A 26,504-nucleotide genomic window follows, 5' to 3' on the forward strand; every position below is an offset into this window, starting at 1 on the left:
TCCTACTTTCGTGAACCGGACGCGCGGGCAGCCGGAAGGTCGGCTGCCCGCGGTCCTCGAGAATTCATGCCGGTATGCCGCAGGCTCAGCGAGTCGTGGCGATGCCGTCGAAAGTGTCGTCCTCACGCCACTTCTCGAGCATCTCGAAGTACTCGTAGCCGGGCCCGTACAGACCGCCGACGAGCGTGCTGCGCTTGTCGTCGACACGGCCCTCGTTGTTGTAGTGGCCCGGCGTGCACGTCAGGTTCCAGTCCCGTCGCATCTCCGCATGCTCGGCGAGGACGGCGTTCCAACCGGCCTCGGCCTCGGCAGTCGGCTCGATGGCCCGGATGTCTTCCTTCAGGCACTTGCCGACCATGTAGACCATGTGCCGGGCCTGGTTGTCGATGAGGTTCGAGATGTTCGAAACCTGCGTCGACTGAACGAATCCCAGGAAGAACAGGTTCGGGAAGTCCTTACTGAGGAAGCCGTGGTAGGTGCTGGCACCCTCGGCGAACTTCTTCGACAGCCGGTTGCCGTTGCGGCCCAGCACGTCGTAACCGGCCTTGTCGGTCCAGGTGCGTCCCTGCTGGAAGCCGGTCGCGTAGATGATGAGATCGACCTCGTACTCGCGGTCGCCGACGACGATCCCCTTTTCGGTGATCCGGTCGATCGGCGTGGAGGAGGTGTCGACGATGTCGACGGACTCCTTGTTGAAGACCGGAAGGAAGTCGTCGCTGAAGCCGGGCCGCTTGCACATGGTGCGGTAGTAGGTCTTCAGCTTCTCGGCCTTGACCGGATCCTTGACGATGGCGTCGACTCGGTCGCGGAGCATCTCGTTCCACTCGTAGTCCGAGCGCTCCATGGCGTCCATGTACTGCTCGAGGGTCGGCTCCATACCGCCGGCCTCGTAGATGGCGCGCAGCTGGTACTTGGCGAACTTGATCCAGCCGTCGTCGACGTCGCAGTCGGCGGTGGCGCGGTCCATCGCGCACTTGTCGAAGGAGACACGACGCTCCTTCTGCCATCCCTCGGGAAGGGACTTGAACCAGTCGACGTCGGTCGGCGCGTTCTCACGGGGCGCGATCTGGCTGGGGGTGCGCTGGAAGACGACCAGCGACTTCGCATGCTCGGCGAGGTGCGGGATTGCCTGGATACCGGTGGCGCCGGTGCCGATGATGGCCACACGCTTGTCGCGGAGCCCGGACAGGTTTCCGGTGGTGTCACCGCCGGTGTAGTCGTAGTCCCACCGGCTGGTGTGGAAGCTGTGGCCGGCAAACTTCTCGATGCCGGGGATGCCGGGCAGCTGGGGGCGGCTGAACAGACCGCTCTGGGTGGAGACGAAGCGGGCACGGAAGACGTCGCCGCCGTCGGTGCGCACCGTCCACCGCGCGGTGTCCTCGTCCCATTCCATCTCGGTGACCCGGGTCTGGAAGAGGGCGTTCTCGTACAGGCCGAACTGCTTGCAGAGGGACTGCGTGTAGGCGAAGATCTCGCTGCCGCGGGTGTACCGCTCGGTGGGGACGTAGCCCGTCTCCTCGAGATACGGCAGGTAGATGTACGACTCGATGTCGCAGCGCACGCCCGGGTAGCGGTTCCAGTACCAGGTACCGCCGAAATCTGCTGCGACGTCGAGGATCTTGAAGTTCGTGACGCCGATCTTCTTCAGCTCGATGCCGGTGCTGATACCCATGAAGCCGGCGCCGATGACGAGCATGTCGAGATCGGCGCTCTGCGGCGGCGTGGTGCGCGGGCCCTCGGCGTGGGGGTCGGCGTCGAAGTCCGCGAACCTGCCTTCGAAGTCGATCGCCTGGAAGGTGTCGGCACCGGTGTTCGGCAGACGCTTGTCGCGCTCTTCGGCGTACTTCTTGCGGAACCATTCGAGGTCGTCGACCTTGCGCTGGGGTTCCCAGAGGTGTGGATCGCGTGTGGTGTCGGGGGCGGTCATGAAAGTCCTTTGGTCGTCACTGCGTCGGAATGTGCGGTCCGGCGACGGAGGGGATTCGTCGGCCGTGACGCATTCAGCGATGTATCGAGGGGATGCCGTGATCCGGCGCAGGTCCGGTCACCAGGGGGTGCCGGCAGGGATGTACATGAGCTCGACGCGGTTGCCGTCGGGGTCGGCGACGAACACGAACTGCGGTGCGGTCGGGTCGCCCAGGCCGGCGCGGGTTTCCGGCACCAGGGTGCCGCCGTATTCGCACAGCGCGTCGGCTGCGGCGTCGATGTCGTCGGCGAAGAACGACAGGTGGGTCATGCCCAGATGGTTACGACGGGTGGGCGGGGTGCCGATTACGCCGGGCTGCCGGTAGGACAGCAGTTCGATGCGCAGGCCGTCCTTCTCCAGGAAGGAGGAGGTGAGGCTGCACGGAGCATCAACCTCGGGGATCTGCTCGTCGATGTCGTATTCCATGATCTTGGTGAAACCCAGTCCGTCGCAGTAGAAGCGAAGGCTCTTGGCGAGATCGGAGACACACAGTCCGACATGGGAGGTGCGGTACGTGTGTACGGCAGCTTCGGTGTTCGCAGTCATCCGGGGGTCCTGTTCGTGTGAGGGGGGTTCGGTCAGCCGACGGCGACGGGGGTGACCGGGCTCGCCGTGCCGCCGGTAATCTTCAGCGCGCCGATGGTCAGCAGGAACTCGTAGCACCGGTCGGCGGCGAGTTCTGCGAGGTTCATGTTCTCGACCAGGTAGATGCCGTGCTCGACGAGCAGGATGATGTGTCCACCGAGGTAGACGTTCTGGTCGAACGGGATGGGCTCGATCGCGGCGTTGTCGGAGCCGACCAGCGCGACGTCCTTCTCGGCGAGGAACGCGGCAGCTTCGAGGCCGATGCCCGGCTGCGGCATCATCTCGCCCTGGTTGGCCAGGTAGTCCTCGAGCCATCCGGTGCGGATGAGCACCAGGTCGCCGGTCTGCAGTTCGACACCCTGGTCGTCCAGGGCCTTCTGCAGGTCGGCGACGGTGATGACGTAACCGGGCTCGAGCAGGTCGACACCCTTCGACGCCGCGACGTCGATGAGGACGCCACGGCCGGCGATGCCACCGACCTTGTCGATGCTGCACTTGGCCGCACCCGAGTACGGGGTGACCTGGTCGGCGGGGTAACCGTTGTAGATCTTGTTCTCGGAGTACACATGACACAGTGCATCCATGTGCGTCGAGGTGTGCGACGGCATGACGAGCTGGTCCTCGTTGGCGCCGACGCCGGGGACACCGCCGTTGGCGAGGGCCATCGCCTCGTCCTGATGGTTGGTGAGGGTGAGACGCTGCGGAATGCCGCGGTATTCGAGGTTCGGCACGCCCGATCGCTGGATCGGAATGCTGAGGCTGTAGGTCTTGCCCGTCTTGGGCAGACGGAGGGCGGCGAGGACCCGCTCCGGCGTGAGGTGGTTGAGGGCGCCCAGCTCGTCCGCTTCGCCCCAACGGCCCCAGTTCGACTTACGCGTGCTCAACATCGACTCCTCAACATCAGGTCCTCGGTAACGAGGTGCGGGGGTGGTTGTCGGTCGTTCTCGGGACATGCCGGACGACGAGCGAATCGGATTCGTGAACGACAACATCTACCCGTACGACTTGTGACCGGACTCACTGTAGCCATCGGCTACGTTTGCGTCAACAACTCTGCCGAATTTTCGGTTGCATTCGATCCGGTCCTGGAAGTGACGATCAACCCGCGGTACGGGCCCGCGAAATCGCGACGGCAGGTGAGCATTTAGGAACCATCCGGTTTCATCGAGTGAAAATTTTCCATTGACAATGCCGGATCGGCGTGAGCACGTCGGACCGGTCGGGAACGCTCGACGTCGGCCACCGGCGTCAACCCGCCGGCACACAATCGGCGTCAACCCCACAGCGGCCGGAGGATCTGCTCCCCGAATCCCGCGACGAATTCCGACGCGGCCTCGAGCGACCGGGCATCGGCATGCACACACAGGTTCGTGACACCGACCTCCGCCAGTTCGTCGGCGCGTTCGACGAACCGCATCACGGAGCGGGAGTCGGCGACATCGACCGGCGGGGCCTCCACCTGGATCGAGATCTGCGCCGGGTCCCGGCCGGCACGCAACAGTTCGTCCCGCAGGCGCCCCACGGCGCGACGCAGGTCGTCGACGCCCGTCATCGATGCCGTCCGAACGGAGGAGGTCATCTGCTCGGAGCCGACGACCGGGCACCATCCCTCCCCCGCCGTCACCACCCGCCGGATCGCCGCACGGCTGTTCCCACCGATCCACAGTGGTGGATGCGGTTGCTGCACAGGGGCGTACAGACGCATCTCCCCTGTCCCACCGAATCTTTCGCCGGTCACCGGTGTGGACGGCGACATCCAGATCCGGCGCAGGGCGTCGATCGCTTCGTCGAACAGTGCGGCGCGGTCGTCGAAGTTCACGCCCAGTGCTGCGAACTCCGACCGCAGGTATCCCGCCCCTACCCCGACGACCAGGCGTCCCCCGGACAGCAGATCCAAGGTCGTCAACGCCTTGGCGGCGAGATACGGATTGCGGAAGGGCAACACGTAGAGGTTGGTCATCAACTTCAGCGACGTGGTGGTCGCCGCCGCGTACGCCAGCGCGACCGCAGGCTCGAAGCTGTCGTGTCCGCCGGCGTCGAACCACTTCGCGCACGGTGCCGGATGATCGGCGAGACACAGTGCTTCGAAACCGTGATCCTCTGCGTCCCTTGCGATCCGAGCGAGCGCGGCGCCCTCCCGGAAGCAGGGCGCCGCACCCGCGACGTCGCCGGGATACTCCAGAGTGAACTTCACTTCGGAGGAGAGTGCGTTACTGCGCGTCGGTGAAGTCGTAGTGCGACTCGTCCGGCTTCTCGCACAGCTCGTAGTACTTCTCGCCGTTCCACGGCGCGTTCATCTGCAGCCGACCGAACTCGTTGACGTAGTAGTTCTTCTCCATCGCCGAGTTCGGCATCAGGTAGATGAGCTTCTTGGCCTCTTCGTGCAGCTGCTCGTTGTACTCGTCGAAGGCGTCCTTGCGTATGACCATCGACGCCCGGCCCTTCTCGAGCATCCCCACGATGCACTCGGCGATGTAGCCGGTCCAGACCTCGAACCACACCGGCAAACCCGCACCGCTGGCCACCGGTTGCGAGTTGGGGCCGTACAGCATGAACATGTTCGGGAAACCGGGCACCGTCATGCCGAGGTGCGCCTGCGCGCCCTGCGCGGTCCAGACGTCCTCGAGGGTCACACCACCGAGGCCGAAGTACTGCGTCGGCCAGATGTACTTCTCGGTCTGGAAACCGACCGCGGCGATGACCAGTTCCGTCTCGCGGGCCTCCCCGTCCGCGGTGACGATCGCGGTGTCGGTCATCCGCTCGATCGGAGTCGTGACGAGTTCGACGTTGTTCCTGGTCAGCGAGGCGTACCAGTTGTTGTCGACCACCGGGCGTCGCGTCATCGGCGGGTAGTCGGGGATCAGCTTGTCGATGAGATCCTGCCGGCCGTCGACCTGTGCCGAGATATAACCGACGAGGATCTCGCGCAGCATGTCGTTGCGCTTGCTGACCTGCCCGCCGTTCGCGATCCACTCCTCATCCGGCATGAGCACGTTGCGCAGGTCGATGGTGGCCAGGCCGGCAACGTACTTGTTCCAGTTCCAGTAGAACGGCATCTTCTGGATCAGCCACTGCAGCTCGTCGGAGATCGGCACGCCGTAATTGGTTCGCGGCGAGATCCACTGCGGCGTGCGCTGATACACCGTCACGGATTCGGCCTTCTCGGCGATCTTCGACAGCAGCTGCACGCCGGTCGAGCCGTTGCCGATTACAGCGACCTTCTTGCCGGCGTACTCGACGTCCTCGTTCCACCGGGCGGTGTGCACGACCTGGCCGGTGAAGTCGGAGACGCCCTCCACCGAGAGCTCACGCGGTGTCGCGAACACACCGCTGGCGGCGACGACCACGTTCGCCTCGACCTCGGTGACGGACTCCTCGCCCTGCACGGTCAGCGTCCAGCGCTGCGTCGGCTCGTCGAAACGAGCCTCGGTGACGTCGGAGCCGAACCGGATGTGCTCGTACACACCGTACTTGCGCGCCACGTGATCAAGGTACGCGCGCACGTCGGACTGACGGGCGAAGTACTCGGTCCACGGGTACTTCTTCTCGAAGGCGTACTCGTAGGTGAAGCTCACCGTGTCGACGCGCACGTCGGGGTAGGTGTTGATGCTCCACACCCCGCCGACCTCGGCGCGACGCTCGTAGATCGTGAAGGGGACACCGAGAGTTGCCAGTTGCACACCCATGGCGATACCGGCGAAGCCGGCACCGACGATCGCGACGTGGTAGCCCTCCGGAATCACCTTCTCCCCGTGCCATTGTGCCTGATAGGGCAGGTCGGGGAAGGCCGGGAGCTTGTGCCGCATGATCAGATCGTCGGGTCCGAGAGTGCGGGCTTCCGCCACCTCCAGCAGCTCGATGATCTCGTCTCGCGACGGGACCGGCAGCGTCGACTCGTCCGGCTCCGAGAGCAGGTATTCGACGGCCTTCGCCCGGATGAGCGCGGTGTCCTCGTCGGAGAACACGATCGCGTCCGTCGTCGGACCGAAGACGCGTTCGGGGGTGATCGCCGCGATCTCCGCGTCGCGGGTCGCCTGGTACAGCGCCATCCGCAACGCATTGGTGTCGGCGCACTCGACGGCGCGCTCTATGAAGCTACGTCCTGGCATGGGAACTTCCAATTCTCGGATTCGGGGGCGGGCACGGGGGCCGTGTCAGTCGACGGCCGCGCCGGACAGTGCCCGCTGGTCGATGACGGACTGCCGGAGGTGCTGCTTACGGATCTTCATCGTCGGGGTCTTCGGCATCTCCGAGACGATCACGACGTCCTCGGGGAACTTCGCCGGCGAGATACCGGCCTCCCGGCAGTACGCGCGGATCTCGTCTACGTCGAGGTCGGTTGCACCGTCGTGCAGTTGCAGGACAGCGCAGATGCGCTCACCCGACCGGTCGTCGGGAAGGCCGATGACCGCGACATCCGCGACGGCGGAGTGCGCCGCGAGCACCTCTTCGATCTCGGTGGGGCTGATCGATTCGCCCTTGCGGATGATCAGGTCCTTCTCCCGGCCGACGAGGACCAGATGACCCTCCGCCTCGAGCCTGCCGGTGTCGCCGGTGAACATCCAGCCGTCGGCGTCGAAGGGACGGATGATCTCGCCGTCGGCGCGATACTCCTTGAACAACATCGGGCCGCGCAGCCACACCCGGCCCACCTCGCCGGTGGGCAACACGTCGTCCTCCTCGGTGCGGATCTGCACCTCGCAACCGAGCACGGGACGACCGGAGGTGGTGGCCAGTTGCTCGATGCTGTCGCTCATCCGCGCCGAGGTGATCATCGGGCACTCGGTCATGCCGTAGGCGTGCAGGATCGGGATGCCCATCTCGGCGAGCACGTCGCGGAACAGCTTCTCCGGCATGGGCGCTCCGCCGCCGGTCAGCATGCGCAGGGTCGGAACCACGCGAGCGCCCGGGTTCTTCCGCTGCTCCTCGAGCAGCAGTGCGTAGTGCGGGGTCGAGCCACCGGTGATGGTCACGCCCGCACGACGCATCAGGTCCACTGCGGCACGCGGCTCGTAGACCTCCATGAGCGTCAGCGACATGCCGGTGGTCAGCGAGGCGATCAACAGGTCGGGGCCACCGATGTGCGCGTACGGGAAGAAGATGGTACCGACGTCCTCGGCCGACGCGCCGATCGCATCGGCGAGGGAGACGCCGCCGGCGATGAGCGTGCCGTCCGTGTGGCAAACACCCTTGGGCGCCGACGTCGTTCCGGAGGTCGTGTAGATCCAGCGCACCTCGTCGCGGCCGACCGGCGTGGGAGGAAGACCGGCCGGGTCGTCGTCGGGCAGCTCGGAGGAGACGATCAGCAGGTTCAGACGGTCACCGCTCGCCGCACGCAGCTCCTCGGCCATGGCGCCGTGGTCGAAGCCGCGGAACTCTCCCAGGGTGATCAGCCATTCCGACTCGCATTGGGCGACCATCGCCCCGACCTCGCGTGCCCGGTAGAGCGGGATGATCGGGTTCTGGATCACGCCGAGACGCGACAGCGCCAGGCTGAGCACGACGGTCTCGATGCGGGTGGGCAGCTGCCAGCTCACCGTGGAGCCGGGTTCGATGCCGCGGGCCAGCAGGCCGGCCGCGACGCGTTCGGCTACGGAGACGACCTCGGCGAAGGTCATGCGGCGATCGTGCTCGTCGATGAGGGCGACGGCGTCGCCGGTGGTCTCGGCCCGCAGGGCCAGCAGATCCCACAGGGAGACTGCGTCGTTCGGCGCGATGTCCGAGTTCACGAGTTCTCCTCCTTCGTCTTCGAGGAAAGCGGGCCGGGCGTCAGGAGCGGATATCCGGTGCGCAACAGGGCATTCGCGTGCCCGTGCCAGTGGATGTCGAAGGCCGACTGCAGCGCCGCCTGCTGGCCCATGATGTCGAGGGTCTGGTTGACGGCACGCTTGGCGGTGGCCAGCCCCCACGGGTCCATCTGTGCGATCTCCCGCGCGAGGTCCGTGGTCTGCGTGTCGAGTTCGTCGAGCGGGACGACGCGGTTCACCATGCCGGCATCGAACGCCTCGGCCGCGGTGAGCTTCCGGGCGGTGAACAGCATCTCCTTGGCACGGCGGGCACCGAGTTCCCAGGTGTGCGCGTGGTACTCGACGCCACCGACACCGAATTTCACGACAGGATCGCTGAAATAGGTGTTGTCGGCCGCGACGATCAGGTCGCACGGCCAGATGACGTTGAGAGCCCCGGCGACGCAGGCACCCTGGACCGCCGCGATCGACGGCTTCGGTACGTCGCGCCACTTGCGGGAGAAACCGAGATAGTGCTCGGTCTCCCACCCGTAGGCGCTCTCGAGGGTCGTCTTACCCTCCTTGAAGTACCCCGGGGCCACGGTCTTCAGGTCGTGGCCGGCGGAGAAGTTGTCGCCGTTGGCACGCACGACGATCACCTTGACGTCGTCGTCGCGGGCGGCCTCCTGCCAGCGGGCGTCGAGGTCCTGCAACAGCGATGCGTCCTGCGCGTTGTGCTGGTCCGGACGGTTCAGGCTGATGACGGCGACGGCGTCGTCGACGCGGTAGTCGATGTAGCTCATCGGCCGGTCCCGGTGTAGATGCGGTCGAGAGCCTCGACGATGTCGGCGTCGTTGCGTGCCGCAGAACCGAAATCGAACTGCCAGCGCTTGGCGGCGTCGGTGAACAGGTGCACGTTCGACTCGAACATGTACCCGATGCCGGCGTGGACCTCGTGCGCCGAGTGGACGATCTCCTGCGCGGCCTTCGCCGCCTGCTTGCGCATCAGACCGATGTGCGGCTGCGGATCGAGGCCGGCGTCGAGGGCGGTGGCTGCCGACCGGGCGTGCACCGAGGTGAAGTGCGCAGCGATCGCGAGGTCGGTGCACAGGTACTGCACCGCCTGGAAGCGTCCGATCGGTCCACCGAACTGGTGCCGCTGCTGCGCGTACAGCACGGTGATGTCGAGCAGCTTCAGCCCGGCGCCGTAGAGCTGTGCCGCGCGCAGCACCGCGCCGCGCTGCTCTGCGATCTCGACGGCACGGTCGGCGTCGGCGCCGCGGGCCAGCACGGCAGCGTCGGCCACCTGCACCTTGTCGAAGGTCACCGCGAACATCGGGTACCCGCCCATGTTGGGCATCGCCTCGACAGCGGTCGCGGAGCTCGCTTCCACCACTGCCACAACGTTTTCCGCACCGGATGCGTACACGAGGAAGCTGTCGGCGTCACCCGCGTGGTCCACGGCCAGCGCGACCCCGTCGAGCGTGCCGTTCTCGTAGGTCACCGCCGAACCCCATTCGGGGGACGGCAACACCGGGACCACCACGGACTCACCGTTGCCGATGCGCTTGGCGAGGCCGATCGCCTCGTCGGTGCCGATCACCAGCGCGGCGTCGCGGGACATCGTCAGTTCGAGCAGCGGAGTGGCGGCCAGCGCCCGTCCCGCCTCGACGAAGATGCCGGCGATCGTCGCGAGCGACGGGCTGTCGGCGTCGGCGCCGGTCGGGTCACCGAGCTGCAGCCAGCCGAGTTCGGCGAACTGCGCGACCTGGTCCGCGAACGGAACCGTGTTGGATCGGTCCTCCAGCGGCGAGTACCGCGCGAACACCGACTTGCTCACATCTGCGAGGGCAGCGAAGTCCTCGCCCCATGCCAATTCCATCTTCAGCTCCTATCGGGGCAGGCCGAGGCCCCGCGTCGCGAGCACCATCCGCTTGAGTTGGGACGTTCCTCCGGCGTGGTTGGCGAAGGACTGCCGGTACCACGCCTCGGGCTTTCCGTTGAGGGGGGCGTACGACGATCCCGACCGCAGCTGGCTGGTCGGGCCGAGCACCCGGTCGTAGATCTGCGCGAACAGCGGTTCGTACTCCTTCGCGGCGACCTGCTGGACGCCACCGCCCCACGGGGTCTGGCGACCGTGCGCGTTGTCGCCGATGATCTCGTAGGCGAGCAGACGCTGGGTCTGGACGATGCCGGCGAGTTCGGCCAGGTCGGCCTTCACGTGCGGGTCGTCGAGCTTGCCGGGGATCGCCTTGCAGTACTCGAGCAGCTCGCGCAGCCGCGCTTCCTGCATCGCGTAGATCGGTTCGACCGTCCCCGACGCGTAGAAGGCACGCATGATGTACTGCCAGCCCTTGCCCTCCTCGCCGATCAGCGAGGACGCCGGCACGCGGACGTGGTCGAGGAAGGTGCTGGACTGGACGCCGCCGCCGTAGTTGCGCATCGGATGCAGGGTGACACCGGGGCTGTTCAGGTCGACTACGAAGATGCTGACGCCGGCGCTCAGGCTCGCCTCGGGATCCGTGCGGGCGGCCACGTACAGCACGTCCGACATCGGTCCCCAGGAGGTGTATGCCTTCTCCCCGGTGATGACCCAGTCGTCACCGTCCTTGACGGCCTTGGTCCGAAGGGAGCCGAGGTCGGAGCCTGCGCTCGGCTCGGTCAGCCCTTCGGCCCAGAGGGTGCGCATGTTCGCGATGTCGGGCAGGAGCCGCTTCTTCTGTTCCTCGGTGCCACCCACCAGGATGGTGCCGGCGGCGAGGAAGATACCGACGGAATTGATCAGAGGCGCGTCGGCCGCGTACAGCTCCTCGAGGAAGATCTGATTGAAGATCGGGGTCAACCCCTTGCCGCCGTACTCCTTCGGCCAGGTCAGGCCGATCCATCCCTTGGCGGCGATCTTCTTGCTGAATTCGACGGCGATGGCCCACTGTTCGGGCGCGTCGTCGAACTCGGGGTTGAAGGCGTGTTCCTTCGGCAACTCGGCGTCGAGGAACTCGCGGATCTCGGCGCGCCAGGCCTCGTGCTCTTCTGTCAGGGTCGGTCTCATGAGGCGTTTCCTGCCTGGAATTCGTCGGTTCCCGCCGTCTGCTCTGTGGCACCGCTGCCGAGGTGACCTTCAGGGTAGAAGCGGCGGGCCCACTGACGGATGTCGCGGAAGCCCGCAGCCTCGGCGGTCGCGAGGCCCGGGGGCTCGGTGTAGCGCTGGTGCTCCCAGATGGCGATATCGGCCTTCAGCTGTCCGACGGCGTTCCGCTGTCGCTTGGCCACTCGTGTCTCGTCCTCGCCGTCCTCCTTGCTCGCCCACGCGGAGAACCGCAGGATCGAGCGCTCGTCGTCGACGGGGGTGACCGCGGTCAGCGAGCAGATGGAGCCGACGCCGTCGGCGTGGGAGAAACCGAGTCCGAGGCCGAGGAGCGAGGCGCGGGTACGGCCTTCGACGAGTTCGTACGAACCGTCGGCACCGCGGCGCTTGAAGTTCAGGGCCAGTTCGGTCTTGAAGTCGGTGTCGCCGAACTCGCGGTGGACGACGGTCGGGATTTCGTCGGCGCGATGGACGTACTTGAAGTGCGCGAAGTCGACACCGTTCTCCGCGGCGTACTGCGGGTGGATCGGCAGTTCGTCGCTCCGGAAACGGCCGGCTTCCCCGAGATCGTGGTAGTCGTCCGCCGTACCGCAGGTCGGGAACAGGTCGAAGATGCTGGGAACGTCGTACTGCGGGTCGCGGCCCTCGGCGTCGTGCCAGAGGTACATGATTCCGTCGTGTTCGGCGGTGGACCAGGTACCGATCCTGCGAACCCGGTTCGTGGCTTTCTGGTACGGGATGCAGGTGTTGCGACCTTCCGGGCTCCACTGCCATCCGTGGAAGGGGCATCGGATGTCGTCGCCGGCCACCGTGCCACCATGGCCCATGTGGGCGCCGAGGTGCTCGCAGTACGCGTCGAGAACCACCAGACGGCCGCTCTCGGTGCGGTAGGCGACGAGGTCGTGGCCGAAGTACCGCATCGGCTTGACGTCGCCGACCTCGATGTCGGTGGACCAACCGATCTGGAACCACCCCGTCGGCTTCATCGATAAGGCCATGGGTGACATTTCATCCTCCTGAAATGTTGCAACAGAAGCTCTTTCGGCACCTGCGCAGAAGACTTTCCACGACGAGGGTGTTCACGGATCGCAATGGACGGGCATGTGTGGGCACACCTGTTCATCCGGCGTCCGGGCACATTTCCTCTGCTCGATCGCCGAGGTCACTGCAACCCCGTGTCGTGACTGGCATCACTGTAGCCATTGGCTACGCCTGCGTCAACAAGTCGAGGAATTTGCGTCGTTTCACCAGTTGGAGGCGGCGTTGACGCCATGCTTGACGGCCGGACCCGTCGGCCATAGCATCACCGACATCGATACAGGTGCCACCGCGGTGGCCCCGGATTTCCCACCACCCCTTCGTTTCCCACCGCATCCCGCTGCGCTTCCGCGTACCGCCCCGGTTGGGTTCCATTGACAGCGAGGTCGAGAATTGAAAGCGATCGTCTTCGACGGCACCGTCAACAAGCTGGTCGACGGTGTCACCGTCCGCGACCCCGGCCCCGGTGAAGTCCAGGTCCGCATCGTCGCGAGCGGCCTGTGCCAGAGCGACTTGAGCGTCGTCAACGGCAAGATCCCCTTTCCCACACCCGTCATCCTCGGACACGAGGGCGCCGGCATCGTCGAGGCCGTCGGGCCGGGCGTGAGCACGCCCGCCATCGGCGACCACGTCGTGCTGTCGACGCTCGCGACCTGCGGTCAGTGCACCGCATGCACCTCCGGACGCCCCACGATGTGCCGCGCCTCGTTCGGCAATCGAGAGACCCCCTTCGAACTCGACGGCACCCCGATCCACAACTACGCAGCGCTGTCGACCTTCACCGAGCGCATCGTCGTCAAGGCCGGACAGGCAGTGCCGATCTCGAAGGAGGTCCCGCTGTCGACGGCATGCCTGATCGGTTGCGCGGTGCTCACCGGCGCCGGGGCGGTGTTCAACCGTGCCCGTGTCGCTCCCGGCGACTCGGTGGTTGTCATCGGTGCCGGTGGCATCGGCCTCAACGTCATCCAGGCCGCCTGCATCGCCGGGGCCACGACGATCGTCGCCATCGACACGAACCCCGACAAGGAGGCGAAGACCAGTCTGTTCGGTGCCACCCACTTCGTCGACGCGACCGCCGGCGACACCGTCGCCGCGATCCGTGAGCTCACCGACGGCGGCGCCGCCCACGTCTTCGACTGCGTCGGCGGTGAGGCCATCACCAGCCAGGCGATGGAGATGCTCAACTGGGGCGGGCAGCTGATCATGCTCGGTGTCGCCGGACCCGAGACCAAACTGTCGGTCCCGGCCACCACCTTCTACATGGACCGCTCGGTGCTGGGCTGCCGCTACGGCTCCTCACGCCCGGGCTCGGACATCCCCAAGTACGTGGAAATGTATCGGTCCGGCCGGCTCCTCCTCGACGAGCTCGTCACCAAGACCTACGAGCTGGAGAATTTCGAGTCCCTCGTGGACGACGCCCGCGCCGGGAAGCTCGACCGCGGCGTGCTGCTGATGCCGTCCTGATACCCCCACGACAAGAACAGGCGGAAGACCTCGCGGGTCTTCCGCCTGTTCCGATTCACATCGATGCGCGGAGCGTCCTACCTGTTGGGCCGGGATGCGTAGACGAGAAGCTTGAGCAGCTCGGTGACTTCCTGCCGAACATCTTCCCGACTACGCCATGGATGGTCGGCGAGTTCGGTGAGGTACGGCTCGTACAAATCCCAGACCGAGGCGACGAGACCGATCAACGCGGCCAGCACGCTCGAATCGAACTCGGGCCGCACCTGCGGCTCGACCGGGTTCTTCCACAACGCGTCTATCTGCGACAGATAACCGCCTGAACGGGCGCCGCCGAGCAGACGATCCGGGGCGATTCCTTCGAAGATCGACCACATCAGCATCCGGCCGAACTGACCTGAGTCGATATCCGCGCCGAAGGAGTTGTCGATGGCGGCGTAAGCGTCCTCCTCGCTGGACAGACGCTCGCCGCCATAGCTGACCAGCAGCTCCATCACCGCCACCAAAAGGTTTTCCTTGGTGCGGTAGAACCGATGGATCAATCCGTACGACACGTCCGCCGCGGCCGCGACCTCCCGGAGCGTCACCTTCGCAGGGCCCTTGCGCGCGAAGAGGTCCGCGGCGGCGAGAAGGATGGACTCCTGCGCTCCGGACGCTCCCGGGCGGGTGGGCCTCCACTCGGCGACCTTCTTCTCCACGATCTCGGGGTCGGGCTCAGCCTGCAGTGCGGGATGTTCCTCGATCGAGTCGGTCGTGCAGGTGCCGGCCAACCGCAGCGCGTCGTTCCTGGTCTGGGGATCGAGCAGCAACTCGGCCGGGGTCCGATCGAATCCGTCGACCTTCGTGATCGCCCACAGGGCGATGGCAGCAGGTTCGATGTCCTCGTCGAAGACCGCGAGGAACTCGGGGATCTCGGGATGGATCGTGTGGGTCTCGGTGTCGAACTGCCACACCGGAAAGAGCGTCACCCCGTCGCCTGCATATCCGAGCATCTTCCGGCTCCGGACACGCTTGTTGATCGCCTGACGACTGATACCCAGGAAGCTCGCCACCTGTGGCGTAGTCCAGACGTCGTCGGCGACAGCGGCGGTCTCACTGAGGTGCTCCATTATGGCGCAGACCCTATCATGATCGGCGACAGCGGGATTCGCGTGCCGGATCCGCTCGCCGGTGCAGACGACGACGGATCGGTGTTCCGATGTCGCATCCCATCTTTGCGAATCCCCTACGCCTTGTCATCCCGCTCGACGGAACAACGTGCCGACACGTATTGACGCAAGCGTAGCCAATGGCTACTGTGACGACAGTCACTGGGTCGGTGGTGGTTCCTCACGACCGCAGACGGTCGTCGGGTGCCGGGTGCGGTCGCGTCGGCGAACGCTGCGAGGACCGCCGAATGTCGTGTCGACAACCGTTTCCGCCGACTGCGACGCATCTCGACCTTCGTCGTGGGTCGTTTCGTGCGCAATGTCGAATTTTGCCGATGTTGTCCCAGTTCAGGAGGAAGAAGTGCCACCCACCACGTTGCACGGAAGCGCCACGGACAGCGAGTACAGGATCCGGGCGATGGAGGATCGCCTGGCGATCCTGGAGCTGGAGGGCCTCTACGCGCGTTCCTTCGACGATCGAGACGGAGCGACCTGGTCGTCACTGTTCACGCCGGACGGGATCTACCGGTCACGCGATGTGGGTCCGGAACTGTCGAAGGGGACGTTCGTCCAGGGCCGGCAATCCCTCCGCGCATTCTGCGAGGACGCTCCGTTCACCGGTATCCATCTGATGCACCTCCCGCAGATCACCATCGACGGCGATCGCGCCACGAGCCGAATCCACATGGAATGGTTCGGCTCGTTCGACGCTCCGGGATCAGCGTCGCAGCGGCTCGTGGGTTACTACGACGTCGAATACGTGCGGTCCGGATCGGCTGCCGCCTGGCAGATCTCCGACCGCGTCACCACTCCGTTCGTGTCGGAGGCCCGGACGCTGCTCGGCTACGTGCCCGGTAGCGGCCTGGACGAGACCGGGACACGTCGAGTGTGAATCGGAACCGAACCTTCCCCGGTGAGCACACCGGACACAACCGAACAGGATCGATATGAATTCACCCGAGATCGCGCCGTCACCGGGCCTGGCTCGTAGGGCGTCGCTCGCAGGCTTCTTCGGAACTGCCGTCGAGGCCTACGACTTCATGGTCTTCACCTTCCTCATCGCCTACCTGTCGCCTCTGTTCTTTCCCAGCGACAACCCGACGGCCGGAATCCTGAGCTCGCTCGCAGTTCTCGGCACCGGGTTCCTCGCGCGCCCCATCGGTGGCGTCGTCTTCGGCCGGATCGGTGACCGATACGGTCGCCGCTTCGCGCTGATCGTCACGATCTCCGGAATGGGCGGGGCAACCATCCTCATGGGCCTGTTGCCGACACACGCCACCGTCGGGATCCTGGCCCCGGTCCTGCTTGTACTCACTCGCATGCTGCAGGGCTTCTTCGCCGGCGGCGAGCAGATGGGCTCGGCCACGTTCGTCTCCGAGCACGCCTCCGCCAAGAACTACGGCATCCTGAGCGCGATGACCCCGGTGGGATTCGCATTCGGTGGCGCCCTCGCTCCCCTGGCCGTCGCACTCACCACCACCCTGACGTCCGAGGAGACGATGGCGAACTGGGGCTGGCGGATTCCGCTCCTGATGTCGCTGCCGTTGATGCTGTACGTGCTGTATCTGCGCAAGCGACTGGAGGAATCGCCCGATTTCCAGGAACTCGCCGGTGCGCACAAGGTCCAGTCCTCCCCCGTGCGTTCGGTCGTCACGCGGTACCCCGCGACCCTGCTCCGGGTGATCGCACTCAGCACCTCGGTCCTCGCGATCGGGTATGTGGTTCCGGCGTACATGCCGTTGTTCCTGCAGCAGCAGGTCGATATGGCCCCCGGCGTCACCGCCTGGATCGCCACCGCCGGATCGACCTTCGCCGTGGTCATCGGCTTCGGTGCCGGCTTCCTGATCGACAGGGCCGGCCGCCGGAACACCATGGTCATCGGCCTGGGCATCATCCTGGTCTCGATGTTCCCGATCATGTACTTCATGAAGGCCACCGGCGGAAACCTGATCGTCACCGCCGGCGGGCACATGCTTCTCGTCGGCCTGGCCGGAGCATCCGCCGTCCCCGTCTACGCGACGCTCACGTCGGCATTCCCCGCCGCGGTCCGCTACACGGGCGCTGCCATCGGATTCGGTCTCGGCTCGGCGATCGGTGGAGGCCTCGGCCCCTATCTTGCAGGGAAGTTCACCGCGATCACGGGCAATCCCTACGCCGCCTCCGGCGTCGTCGGCGCTGCAGCACTTCTGGGCATCGTGGTGATCGCCACCATGCCGAACAGCAACAGCAGCGCAGCACCCGAAGCCTCGCTCATCACGGGCGACACCGAATCCGTCGATGCGGATCCGGTCGAGGAGTCTTCACCGGCTCCGAAGATGGTCTGACACGTACCGATCGTGGCCCCGATGCATCCGTACGCATCGGGGCCACACCCATGACCCCACGGCCCGAGGCCGCCTGTTCTCCCGATCGGAGTACCCATGTCCCAGCATTCCGCACCGTCGCACGGTCCCGCCGACAGCGACCGGATCATCGACTACCGCAGTCGATTCGACCTCTCACAACGCCGCTACCTCGTGCTCGGCGGTGGGCAGGGAATGGGACGGCAGGTCTCCCACGCCCTCGCCCAGCTCGGTGCCGAGGTGATCGTCGTCGACGTGGACCGGGATCGCGCCGACGCGGTGTGCGCCGAGATCGGCTCCCGGGCCACCTCGGAGCAGGTCGATGCCACCGACAACTCCGACATGGCCGCATTGGCCGAACGGGCGGGTGAGCTCGACGGCGTCGTCGACGTCATCGGCATGGCGCGCTACGGCCCCCTGCTCGACATCAGCGACGAGGACTGGAGCTGGGAGGAGTCCATCGTCCTGCGTCACGCGGTGCTCGCGCTGCGGCATTTCGGTCGTCGGCTGCACGACCGCGGCGACGGGTCCGTCACGTTCGTCTCGTCGGTCTCCGGTATCGGCAGTTCTCCGGTGCACGCCGCCTACGGCGTCTACAAGGCAGCGCTCGGCTCACTGGTCAGGTCCGCGTCGATCGAACTGGGGCCGTACGGTGTTCGCGTCAATGCCGTAGCTCCAGGATTCGTCGTCACACCGCGGATCTCGGCACTGCTCGACTCCGCCGCACTCGAGAACACCCGCACCCAGATTCCGCTCCAGCGGTTGACGCTGCCGGCCGACGTCGCGAGCGCTCTGGCATTCCTCGTGAGCGACCTCGCCCGGACGATCACCGGCCAGGTGATGATCGTGGACGGAGGAGCCACCAACAAATACCCGTACGACATGTCGGGCTTCTGAGCCGGTGCGCACCTGCTCCGGAAAACGTCACAATTGACGGTTGACGAGAAAGTAGCCAATGGCTACAGTTCTCTCAACCGCAGTGATCGCGGTCACGTCACACAGTTCCGGTCGCGGTCGACCGGAGCACTCGTTCCTAGCGCACAAGGAGAGGAATCGATGTCCTACGCCGTCGATCCCGAATACCGGCCGATGATGGGATTCCTCCCCGAACTCGACGTCGCCGACGCCGAAAAGGCGCGCGCAGTCATCCGGTCCATGAGGACCGAAGACCCGATGACGGCCGTACCCGCAGGCGTCGCAGTGCACCACCGGACCGCACCCGCAACCGACGGATCGAACATCGGCCTCGTCGTGTTCGAACCGGAAGAGCGCACCGCGCAACCACTCCCGTGCGTCGTCTACTTCCACGGCGGTGGGTTCGTCTTCGGCGACGCCGCAACCGATGTCCGGGTTCCGTCGGCCCTGGCCGCGAGCCTGGACGCGGTGGTGGTCTCCGTCAACTATCGACTCGCTCCCGAGCACCCCTTCCCCACACCGTTCGACGACGCGTTCGACGCCCTGACCTGGGTCGCCGGCGACAACGATCTGGGGATCGACCCGACCCGAATCGTCCTCGCCGGAATCAGCGCCGGCGCCGGACTCGCCGCGGCGGTCGCGCTCGAGGCCCGCGACACCGGTGGCCCCGCGGTGATCTTCCAGGCGCTGGACTCCCCCGTCCTCGACGACCGCCTGCTCACGACCTCTGCCACCGAGTACATCGATTCCCCGTTGTGGAACCGGCAGAACGGAATCAACAGCTGGCACCACTACCTGGGAGCCGACGCCGACCGGACCGCCACCTCGGCATACGCCGCCCCCGCGCGGGCCACCGACCTCAGCGGGTTGCCCCCGACGTACATCGCGGTCACCTCCTTCGATCCGCTCCGCGACGAGGGGATCGAGTACGCCCAGCGGTTGACGCAGGCAGGCGTGGCCACCGAACTGCATCTCTACCCCGGAACCTTCCACGGATCGTCCGGAGTGTTCCCTCAGGCTGCGATCTCCCAGCGGATCGACGCCGACTACACCGCCGCCATCCGGCGAGCACTGACCAGCTGAACCACAAGCATCCCGGAATCGGAGAATCATGCCGCACCGCTTCGAAGGAAAGGTCGCGATCGTCACCGGTGGCGCACGCGGACAGGGCGAACGGATCGTCCGGACGCTCGCCCGCGAGGGTTGCTCGGTCGTGATCGGTGACGTCCTCGACGACCTGGCGAAGACCGTCGCCGACGACCTCGGGGACTCCGTCGTCCACACCCACCTCGACGTAACCTCCCCGGAGGACTGGGCCGCCACCGTCGCCCTGGCGACCTCGACCTTCGGCGGCCTCGACGTCCTCGTCAACAACGCGGCGATCTACCGCAAGCAACTGCTCGAGGACGAGACCGTCGCCGACCTCGACAAGGTCCTCGCCGTCAACCTGCGCGGACCGTTCCTCGGCATCCAGGCCGTCGCCCCCGCGATGCGCGCCCGCGGTGGCGGTTCGATCGTGAACGTCTCGTCGCTCGCCGGAACGACCTCCTATGCCGGGCACGGCTCGTACAGCATGTCGAAGTGGGCACTGCGCGGACTGACGCGAACCGCAGCGATCGAACTCGAACCGGCGAAGATCAGGGTGAATGCGGTGCTGCCCGGCAACCTTCGCACCGACATGTCGCCGACCATCGGTTCCACCGAAGCCCCGACCGGCCTCAAGCGCCAGGCCGACCCGCAGGAAACCGCCAACGTCGTGGTCTTCCTCGCCTCGGACGACGCGTCCTTCGTCAACGGCACCGACATCGTCGCGGACGGCGGCTCCCTGCTCGGGTAGCAGTCTCCACCCCCGAATTCCTCAGCAGGCCGCCTCGCGCCGCTGAAGCAGATCCGATCCTTGGAGGAACATGTCCACCTCGACCCCGGAAGCCGGCCGTACCGCCGAACGCTTCGACGTCGTCGTCATCGGCGCGGGCTTCAGCGGAATGTATGCGCTTCACCGTCTCCGTCAGCAGGGCCGTCGGGTCGTGTGCCTGGAGGCAGGCGACGGTGTGGGCGGCACCTGGTACTGGAACCGCTACCCCGGCGCCCGCGTGGACATCGAGTCCATGCAGTACTCGTACTCCTTCGACGACGATCTCCAACAGGAATGGTCGTGGTCGGAGCACTTCTCGCCGCAACCGGACCTCGAGGCATACGCGAACCATGTCGCCGATCGCTTCGGCCTGCGTGAGGACATCCGCTTCGAGACCCGCGTCGACGAACTGACCTTCGACGAGTCCGCGGACGAATGGCATGTCGGTACCGCCTCCGGCGACCGCTTCGTCGCCCGGCACGTGATCGCGGCGACCGGCAGCCTCGACGTCTCGAACGTCCCGGACTGGCCCGGACTGGATCGCTTCCGCGGCGAGGCGTACCACACCTCGCGGTGGCCCAAGGAGGGCGTCGACCTCGCCGGCAAGCGCGTCGGTCTGATCGGTACCGGTTCCACGGGCATCCAGATCACCCCCGAGGTCGCTGCGGTCGCCGAGCACCTCACGGTCTTCCAGCGGACCCCGAACTTCAGCCTTCCCTCGCGCAACCGGAAACTGGATGCGGAATACCAGCAGGAGTGGAAGGCCGACTATCCCGAGCGGCGCAAGCAGATCCTCGGCACCCACGGCGCGGTGCTCATGAGCAATGTCGCCGAGCAGCGTTCGATCTTCGACTACACCGAAGAAGAGCGCGAAGAGGTCATGGAGCGGGCGTGGAACGCCCGGAACGGACTCGAGTTCATCCGGACGTTCACCGATACCTCCAGCGATCCGAAGGCTAACGAGATCCTCGCCGAGTTCGTGCGCAACAAGATCCGGTCCATGGTCCACGACCCGGAGACCGCAGAACTCCTGTGCCCGAAGACCTATCCGATCGGCGGCAAGCGGATCTGCATCGATTCCGGCTACTACGAGACCTTCAACCGCGACAACGTGAGCCTGGTCGACGTACGGACCCATCCCATCGAGGAGGTCACCGAGTCGGGCCTTCGCACCAGCGAGTCCGAATACGACCTCGACGTGATCATCTTCGCCACCGGCTTCGACGCAATGACCGGTTCGATGTTGAGGATGAACGTGACCGGCGTCGACGGAGCACGACTCGCCGATCACTGGGCCGACGGACCGAGGACTGTCTTCGGTCTGATGACGGCCGGTTTCCCCAACCTGTTCATGGTGCACGGCCCCGGCAGCCCGTCCGTCCTGGCGCAGATGATCACCACGGGTGAGTGGCAGGTCGACTGGATCCTGCGGACCATCGATCATCTCGAGGAGAACGAGATCTCCCGCTTCGGCGCCACTCCGGCGCAGGAGAGTGAGTGGGCGGCCGAAGTCGAGACCGCTGCCTCGCGCACGATGCACTCCCGTACCGACTCCTGGTACACGGGTGCGAACATCCCCGGCAAGCCGCGGGCCCTGCTGATGTACGTCGGTGGTTTCCAACGCTATTCCGACTGGTGCACCCGCGCCGCGGACGAGGGGTACACGGGGTTCGAGAAGAAGCAGCGCGTACCCCTGTCCTGAGTCCGGATTCCGGATCACACAGTCGAATTCACGAGAACAACGTAGTCAACGGAGAGCGCAGGCGACCGAGAGTGAGTACCTTGCAGACCGTCGGTGTCGGATACGAACTGACCGTCATCGACGTCATCGAAGAGACCCCCGATTCGAAGTCGATCGTCCTGAGCACGCCGGAGAACTCTCGTGAACTGTTCGTGTACCGACCCGGCCAGTTCCTGACCGTCCGGATACCGAGCGACCGCACCGGACATGTCGCCAGGTCGTATTCGCTGTCGAGCGCTCCCGGCATCGACGACGAGTTGAAGGTCACGATCAAACGCACCGCCGGCGGATACGGCTCGAACTGGTTGTGCGACAACGTCGAACCGGGCAATTCTCTCACCGTCCTACCGCCCTCGGGCCGCTTCACACCGGCGGATTTCACGAGCGATTTCCTGCTGTTCGCGGCAGGGAGTGGCATCACGCCGATCATCTCGATCCTGAAGACGGCCCTGTTCCGGTCCGATCGGTCGGTCGTTCTCTTCTATGCCAACCGCGACCGTGATTCGGTGATCTTCCACCGCGAACTCGAGGACTACGCCGCGAAGTTCGACGACCGTCTGACGATCCACTACTGGTTCGACGACGTGCACGGCATCCCTTCCCGTGAGAGGTTTGCGGCACTGGCGGCGGAGCACCCCTCACGTGAGGTGTTCGTCTGCGGCCCCGGCCCGTTCATGGACGGCGTCGCCGAAGGGGTGCGAGCGCCGGATGTTCCCGCGGAGCGCTTCCATCAGGAAGTGTTCGTCTCGCTTTCGGGCGACCCCTTCGAAGCACCCGCGCCGCTCGTCGACGACAATCCCGCCTCGGCGGTGGAGACGGTCGTGCACCTGGACGGCGAGTCGCATCGGTTCGACTGGCCGAGCGGCAACACCCTCGTCGACGTGCTGCTCGACCGCGGGGTCGACGTGCCGTTCTCCTGCCGATCGGGCGAGTGCGGATCGTGCGCGTGCACAGTGGTTTCGGGAAAGGTCGTGATGGAGAAGTCGGACATCCTCGATCCATCGGATATCGCCGAGGGGTACATCCTCGGATGCCAGGCACGTCCCGACTCGGGCCCGATCGAGATCGAGTTCTGACCCGTTCACTCGACGGGCCGGATGTGTTGACGCTGTCGCAGCCAAAGGCTACAGTGATCTCCATCACGGCCCGTGCAAGTGAAATCTGTTTCACTCCATTGTTTTTCGTAAACAATCCGTCGCGTTTCGATCTCCGGGCACCACGACCCGATCGAGTTCCGCGCCGCGGCCGTGAACAAGAGTCGTAGACCTCCTCCAGAAAAGAGACAGCGTTGACTCGGTTGTTCGACACCCATCGGCTCGGCGGACTCGTCCTCGACAATCGTCTCGTGATGGCGCCCATGACGCGGGCACGGTGCATCGACACCATCCCGACCGCGGAGACGGCGGAGTACTACCGCCAGCGGGCGACCGCCGGACTGATCGTCACCGAAGGCACACCGATCTCCCCGGAAGCGCAAGGCTACGTGTACGTCCCGGGGATCTGGTCGCCGGCGCAGGTCGCCGGATGGCGCACGGTCACCGACGCCGTCCACAGCGAGCGCGGACGGATCTTCGCCCAGCTCTGGCACGTCGGCCGGTTGTCGCACGCCTCCCTCCAACCGGAAGGCGGACAACCCGTCAGCGCAGGCGCCGTGCCCGCTCCGGAGAGCAAGATCTTCGCGTTCGACGACGACGGGAACGTCGGCTTCGTCGACGTCGGTAATCCCCGCCCGCTGAGCACCGAGGAAGTCGGTCGCGTGATCGACGACTTCGCAAGCGCGGCAACCAATGCCAAGGTCGCCGGCTTCGACGGTGTCGAGTTGCACGGCGCCAACGGCTACCTGTTCGAACAGTTCCTCAACCCCGCGACCAACACCCGATCCGACCGGTACGGCGGCTCCTACACCGATCGCGCCCGGTTCCTGCTCGAGACGGTCGACGCCGTGGTCGAGGTACTCGGCTCCGCTCGGGTCGGGATCCGGCTCTCCCCCTTCAGCGAACTGTTCGACATGCCCGCCTATCCCGAGGCCGCAGAGACCTATCTGTACCTGGCCTCGGAACTGTCGCACCGCGACCTCGCCTACATCCACCTCATCGACCAGCGGCCTGCTGGCGGTCGGCTTCTCGACACCGACTTCCTCACGGCCTTCCGTGCCCGGTTCCGGGGAACGATCATCCTTGCCGGCGGAATGACGCAGGAGTACGCCGACGAACTGTTCGAGCGGGACCTGATCGACCTCGCAGCCTTCGGGCAACCGTTCATCGCGAACCCCGACCTCGTCGCACGCCTGCAGAACGGGTGGCCGCTGACGGCACCGGACCCGGGCACCTACTACGGCGGGGGCGCCGAGGGCTACCTCGACTATCCGCGATTCACCCCGGCGCGCGTGTGACACGGCAGAGCCACCACACGCGCCGACAACACCAGAAGGGATCTCCATCGATGACCGAAACGACGTCGACCCCCACCCGGTGGCGTGGCCTCGACCTGGGCACCCGAGTGGTCGGCTACGACGAGCGCGACGCCGTCCTGTACGCGCTGGCGGTCGGCGCCCACGCCACCGACCTCGACCTGGTCTTCGAGGACCGGCTCTGCGTCCTGCCGACCTTCGCCCTGACCCTGGCACAGTGGGCACCCGATGCGCTGGGCGCTCTCGGGGCGTTCGACACGAAGACCGCTCTCCACGGTTCCCAGAGTCTCGACGTGCTCGCTCCCCTACCCCGAGCCGGCGAGATCTCGATGTCGGCGCGGGTCGGCGAGGTCTGGGACAAGGGCCGAGCCGCCGTCTTCGAGGTGGTCGTCGAGAGCGACTACTTCGTGGCCACCTGGTCGCTGTTCGCCCCCGGTGCAGGCGGATTCGGTGGCGATCGCGGACCATCGGCGCCGTCCGCACCCGAGGGGGACCCGACCGTGGTCGGCACTCTGACGACCGATCCCGATCAGGCCGCGCTCTACCGCCTCACCGGCGACCGGCACCACATCCACATCGATCCCGACGCCGCAGCACGCATCGGGCAACCACGTCCGATCCTGCACGGACTGTGCACCCTCGCTGCGACCACCCTGCCTCTCGCAGACATGCTCGGCACCCACCCGGCCGACCTGAAGACCCTGTCCGGCCGGTTCGCGGCACCCGTCTTCCCGGGCGACACCGCGCAGGTCCGCGCCTGGGGCGACGCCACGGGCGCGCGCTTCGACGTCACCACCGACGGCGGTGCCGTCTTGAACGGTGGACACGCGTCCTTCGCGTGACCCGGACTCCAACCATTTCCTCTCCGAACGGAACATCATGACGAGCACACGCCGCTTCGACGGCAAGATCGCATTCATCACCGGAGCCGCCCGCGGCCAGGGCCGCGCCGAAGCAGTCCGGCTCGCGAGCGAGGGCGCCGACATCATCGCCGTCGACATCTGCAAGCCCCTCGAATACCCCGCATATCCCGGCGCCACCCCCGACGATCTGGCCGTCACCGTCAAGGAGGTCGAAGCGCTCGGCCGGCGCATCGTCGCCCGCGAGGTCGACGTCCGCGACTTCGACGCGCTCCAGCAGGCACTCTCGGAGGGCGTCGCCGAACTCGGCGGCCTCGACGTCATCGTCGCCAATGCCGGTGTCTGCACCGCCGCCACCACCTGGGAGCACGCCCTCGAGCAGTGGAAGGAGACCATCGACATCAACCTGACCGGGGTCTTCCACACCGCCAAGGCGGCCGTGCCGATCCTGCTCGAGCAGGGACGTGGTGGCGCCATCGTCATGACGAGCTCGGTGGCGGGCCTGCGCGGACTGCCGTTCGTCGCCGCATACTCGGCCAGCAAGCACGGGGTCGTCGGCTTGTGCAAGACGCTGGCCAACGAGCTCGGACAGCACCGCATCCGCGTCAACACCGTTCACCCCGCCGGGGTGACCACCGACATGCAGCCCGTCGAGATGCAGCAGATGATCGCCGACCACGCCGCCATCCTCGGTCCGATCTTCATGAACGCCCTGCCGGACGAGGCGACCGACGCGGACGACATCGCCGGCACCGTCGCCTGGCTGCTGTCCGACGAAGCCCGTCACATCACCGGAGCTCAGATTCCGGTCGACCTGGGAACCCTCATCCGCTGACCAACGGAGAAACGATGACCGAACTGTCCATCCCCGAATACGATTCCGCCACCACCGTTCGCTCCGTCGAGGTCGAGATCGACGCGCCCGCGAGTGTCGTCTGGGAGGTCCTCACCGACCTCGACAACTACCCGAACTGGAACCCCTTCTGCATCGCGGCGGAATCGACACTGGAGCTCGGCGCGCCGGTGAACATGACACTGGCCGACTACTCGGGAGCGACGGAGACCTTCCCGTACACCGAATACGTCTGTGCCGTGGTGCCGGAACGCCTGCTGTCGTGGGAGCTCCGTCCCACCGAGGTTTCCGCGCAGGCCGCGCGACGCGATCAGGTCATCGAACCGATCGACGAGAACAGGTGCCGGTACTACTCCACCGACGCCTTCCTCGGCGAGGAAGCACACCAGATCATGGCCGACAGCGGTGCGTGGGTGAAGCGTGCCTTCGACGACACCGCCGTCGCACTGAAGGAACGCAGCGAGGCCCTCTACGCCCAGCGCGGCGCCCGGACGCACACCGCGTAGCGCACACCACTCT

23 protein-coding genes are annotated in these 26,504 nt (G+C 66.1%); 12 read left to right on the forward strand and 11 right to left on the reverse strand.

Annotated elements, in window-relative coordinates; all coding sequences use genetic code 11:
* Positions 1 to 85: 85 nt before the first annotated feature.
* The 10 genes from ACLBYD_RS14575 to ACLBYD_RS14620 form a co-directional block, all read right to left on the reverse strand.
* Positions 86 to 1,927 carry a flavin-containing monooxygenase gene (locus tag ACLBYD_RS14575; protein ID WP_447816999.1) on the reverse strand — a complete coding sequence of 614 codons (1,842 nt, stop codon included), beginning with the start codon at positions 1,925 to 1,927 and terminating at the stop codon, positions 86 to 88.
* Between the two features lie 117 nt (positions 1,928 to 2,044).
* Entirely contained in the window at positions 2,045 to 2,512 is a 468-nt protein-coding gene (locus ACLBYD_RS14580) for a VOC family protein (RefSeq protein ID WP_447817000.1), read from the reverse strand.
* 32 nt (positions 2,513 to 2,544) lie between these two features.
* Entirely contained in the window at positions 2,545 to 3,438 is an 894-nt protein-coding gene (locus ACLBYD_RS14585; protein ID WP_120280674.1) for a cyclase family protein, read from the reverse strand.
* A gap of 386 nt (positions 3,439 to 3,824) precedes the next feature.
* Positions 3,825 to 4,745, reverse strand: a complete 921-nt coding sequence (locus ACLBYD_RS14590) for a TIGR03619 family F420-dependent LLM class oxidoreductase (RefSeq protein WP_447817001.1) — start codon at positions 4,743 to 4,745, stop codon at positions 3,825 to 3,827.
* 16 nt (positions 4,746 to 4,761) lie between these two features.
* Positions 4,762 to 6,660 (reverse strand): flavin-containing monooxygenase, encoded by a 1,899-nt coding sequence (locus tag ACLBYD_RS14595; RefSeq protein WP_447817002.1) that lies wholly within the window; start codon positions 6,658 to 6,660, stop codon positions 4,762 to 4,764.
* A 45-nt stretch (positions 6,661 to 6,705) separates the two neighbouring features.
* Positions 6,706 to 8,280 carry a class I adenylate-forming enzyme family protein gene (locus ACLBYD_RS14600; RefSeq protein WP_447817003.1) on the reverse strand — a complete coding sequence of 525 codons (1,575 nt, stop codon included), beginning with the start codon at positions 8,278 to 8,280 and terminating at the stop codon, positions 6,706 to 6,708.
* The gene (locus tag ACLBYD_RS14605; RefSeq protein WP_447817004.1) at positions 8,277 to 9,080 is read right to left on the reverse strand and encodes an enoyl-CoA hydratase; all 804 of its coding nucleotides are present in this window, start codon (positions 9,078 to 9,080) and stop codon (positions 8,277 to 8,279) included. Before ACLBYD_RS14605 ends, ACLBYD_RS14600 begins: the two co-directional genes overlap by 4 nt.
* Positions 9,077 to 10,159 (reverse strand): acyl-CoA dehydrogenase family protein, encoded by a 1,083-nt coding sequence (locus tag ACLBYD_RS14610; RefSeq protein WP_447817005.1) that lies wholly within the window; start codon positions 10,157 to 10,159, stop codon positions 9,077 to 9,079. Before ACLBYD_RS14610 ends, ACLBYD_RS14605 begins: the two co-directional genes overlap by 4 nt.
* A 9-nt stretch (positions 10,160 to 10,168) precedes the next feature.
* Positions 10,169 to 11,326, reverse strand: coding sequence for an acyl-CoA dehydrogenase family protein (locus ACLBYD_RS14615; protein WP_447817006.1), 1,158 nt, complete (start codon positions 11,324 to 11,326; stop codon positions 10,169 to 10,171).
* Positions 11,323 to 12,360, reverse strand: coding sequence for a Rieske 2Fe-2S domain-containing protein (locus ACLBYD_RS14620; protein ID WP_447817007.1), 1,038 nt, complete (start codon positions 12,358 to 12,360; stop codon positions 11,323 to 11,325). The genes ACLBYD_RS14615 and ACLBYD_RS14620 overlap by 4 nt, the downstream gene beginning before the upstream one ends.
* Positions 12,361 to 12,793: 433 nt before the next feature.
* On the opposite strand from ACLBYD_RS14620, the gene ACLBYD_RS14625 reads away from it, so the two are divergent.
* Positions 12,794 to 13,864: a Zn-dependent alcohol dehydrogenase gene (locus ACLBYD_RS14625; RefSeq protein ID WP_447817008.1), complete on the forward strand. Its 1,071-nt coding sequence runs from the start codon at positions 12,794 to 12,796 to the stop codon at positions 13,862 to 13,864.
* Between the two features lie 77 nt (positions 13,865 to 13,941).
* On the opposite strand, the gene ACLBYD_RS14630 is transcribed toward ACLBYD_RS14625, so the two are convergent.
* The gene (locus ACLBYD_RS14630) at positions 13,942 to 14,970 is read right to left on the reverse strand and encodes a TetR/AcrR family transcriptional regulator (protein WP_447817009.1); all 1,029 of its coding nucleotides are present in this window, start codon (positions 14,968 to 14,970) and stop codon (positions 13,942 to 13,944) included.
* Between the two features lie 400 nt (positions 14,971 to 15,370).
* Between ACLBYD_RS14630 and ACLBYD_RS14635 the strand changes: the two genes are divergently transcribed.
* The 11 genes from ACLBYD_RS14635 to ACLBYD_RS14685 all read left to right on the forward strand — a co-directional run bounded on the left by ACLBYD_RS14635 (position 15,371) and on the right by ACLBYD_RS14685 (position 26,491).
* The gene (locus tag ACLBYD_RS14635; protein ID WP_447817010.1) at positions 15,371 to 15,901 is read left to right on the forward strand and encodes a nuclear transport factor 2 family protein; all 531 of its coding nucleotides are present in this window, start codon (positions 15,371 to 15,373) and stop codon (positions 15,899 to 15,901) included.
* 55 nt (positions 15,902 to 15,956) lie between these two features.
* Positions 15,957 to 17,333, forward strand: coding sequence for an MFS transporter (locus tag ACLBYD_RS14640; protein WP_447817011.1), 1,377 nt, complete (start codon positions 15,957 to 15,959; stop codon positions 17,331 to 17,333).
* A gap of 96 nt (positions 17,334 to 17,429) precedes the next feature.
* The gene (locus ACLBYD_RS14645) at positions 17,430 to 18,248 is read left to right on the forward strand and encodes an SDR family NAD(P)-dependent oxidoreductase (protein ID WP_447817012.1); all 819 of its coding nucleotides are present in this window, start codon (positions 17,430 to 17,432) and stop codon (positions 18,246 to 18,248) included.
* A gap of 159 nt (positions 18,249 to 18,407) precedes the next feature.
* Positions 18,408 to 19,349 (forward strand): alpha/beta hydrolase, encoded by a 942-nt coding sequence (locus ACLBYD_RS14650; RefSeq protein ID WP_447817013.1) that lies wholly within the window; start codon positions 18,408 to 18,410, stop codon positions 19,347 to 19,349.
* 28 nt (positions 19,350 to 19,377) lie between these two features.
* Positions 19,378 to 20,103 carry an SDR family NAD(P)-dependent oxidoreductase gene (locus tag ACLBYD_RS14655; protein ID WP_447817014.1) on the forward strand — a complete coding sequence of 242 codons (726 nt, stop codon included), beginning with the start codon at positions 19,378 to 19,380 and terminating at the stop codon, positions 20,101 to 20,103.
* A gap of 70 nt (positions 20,104 to 20,173) precedes the next feature.
* Positions 20,174 to 21,823 (forward strand): flavin-containing monooxygenase, encoded by a 1,650-nt coding sequence (locus tag ACLBYD_RS14660; protein ID WP_447817015.1) that lies wholly within the window; start codon positions 20,174 to 20,176, stop codon positions 21,821 to 21,823.
* A gap of 71 nt (positions 21,824 to 21,894) precedes the next feature.
* Positions 21,895 to 22,938 carry a 2Fe-2S iron-sulfur cluster-binding protein gene (locus ACLBYD_RS14665; protein ID WP_447817016.1) on the forward strand — a complete coding sequence of 348 codons (1,044 nt, stop codon included), beginning with the start codon at positions 21,895 to 21,897 and terminating at the stop codon, positions 22,936 to 22,938.
* Positions 22,939 to 23,150: 212 nt separating this feature from the next.
* Positions 23,151 to 24,254 (forward strand): alkene reductase, encoded by a 1,104-nt coding sequence (locus ACLBYD_RS14670; protein WP_447817017.1) that lies wholly within the window; start codon positions 23,151 to 23,153, stop codon positions 24,252 to 24,254.
* Between the two features lie 50 nt (positions 24,255 to 24,304).
* The gene (locus tag ACLBYD_RS14675) at positions 24,305 to 25,114 is read left to right on the forward strand and encodes a MaoC/PaaZ C-terminal domain-containing protein (protein ID WP_447817018.1); all 810 of its coding nucleotides are present in this window, start codon (positions 24,305 to 24,307) and stop codon (positions 25,112 to 25,114) included.
* A gap of 37 nt (positions 25,115 to 25,151) precedes the next feature.
* Complete coding sequence (locus ACLBYD_RS14680) at positions 25,152 to 25,967, forward strand: mycofactocin-coupled SDR family oxidoreductase (RefSeq protein ID WP_447817019.1); 816 nt, start codon at positions 25,152 to 25,154, stop codon at positions 25,965 to 25,967.
* 14 nt (positions 25,968 to 25,981) lie between these two features.
* Positions 25,982 to 26,491, forward strand: coding sequence for an SRPBCC domain-containing protein (locus tag ACLBYD_RS14685; protein ID WP_447817020.1), 510 nt, complete (start codon positions 25,982 to 25,984; stop codon positions 26,489 to 26,491).
* The last annotated feature ends 13 nt before the right edge of the window (positions 26,492 to 26,504 follow it).

Source organism: Rhodococcus sp. C26F (genome assembly GCF_053345925.1).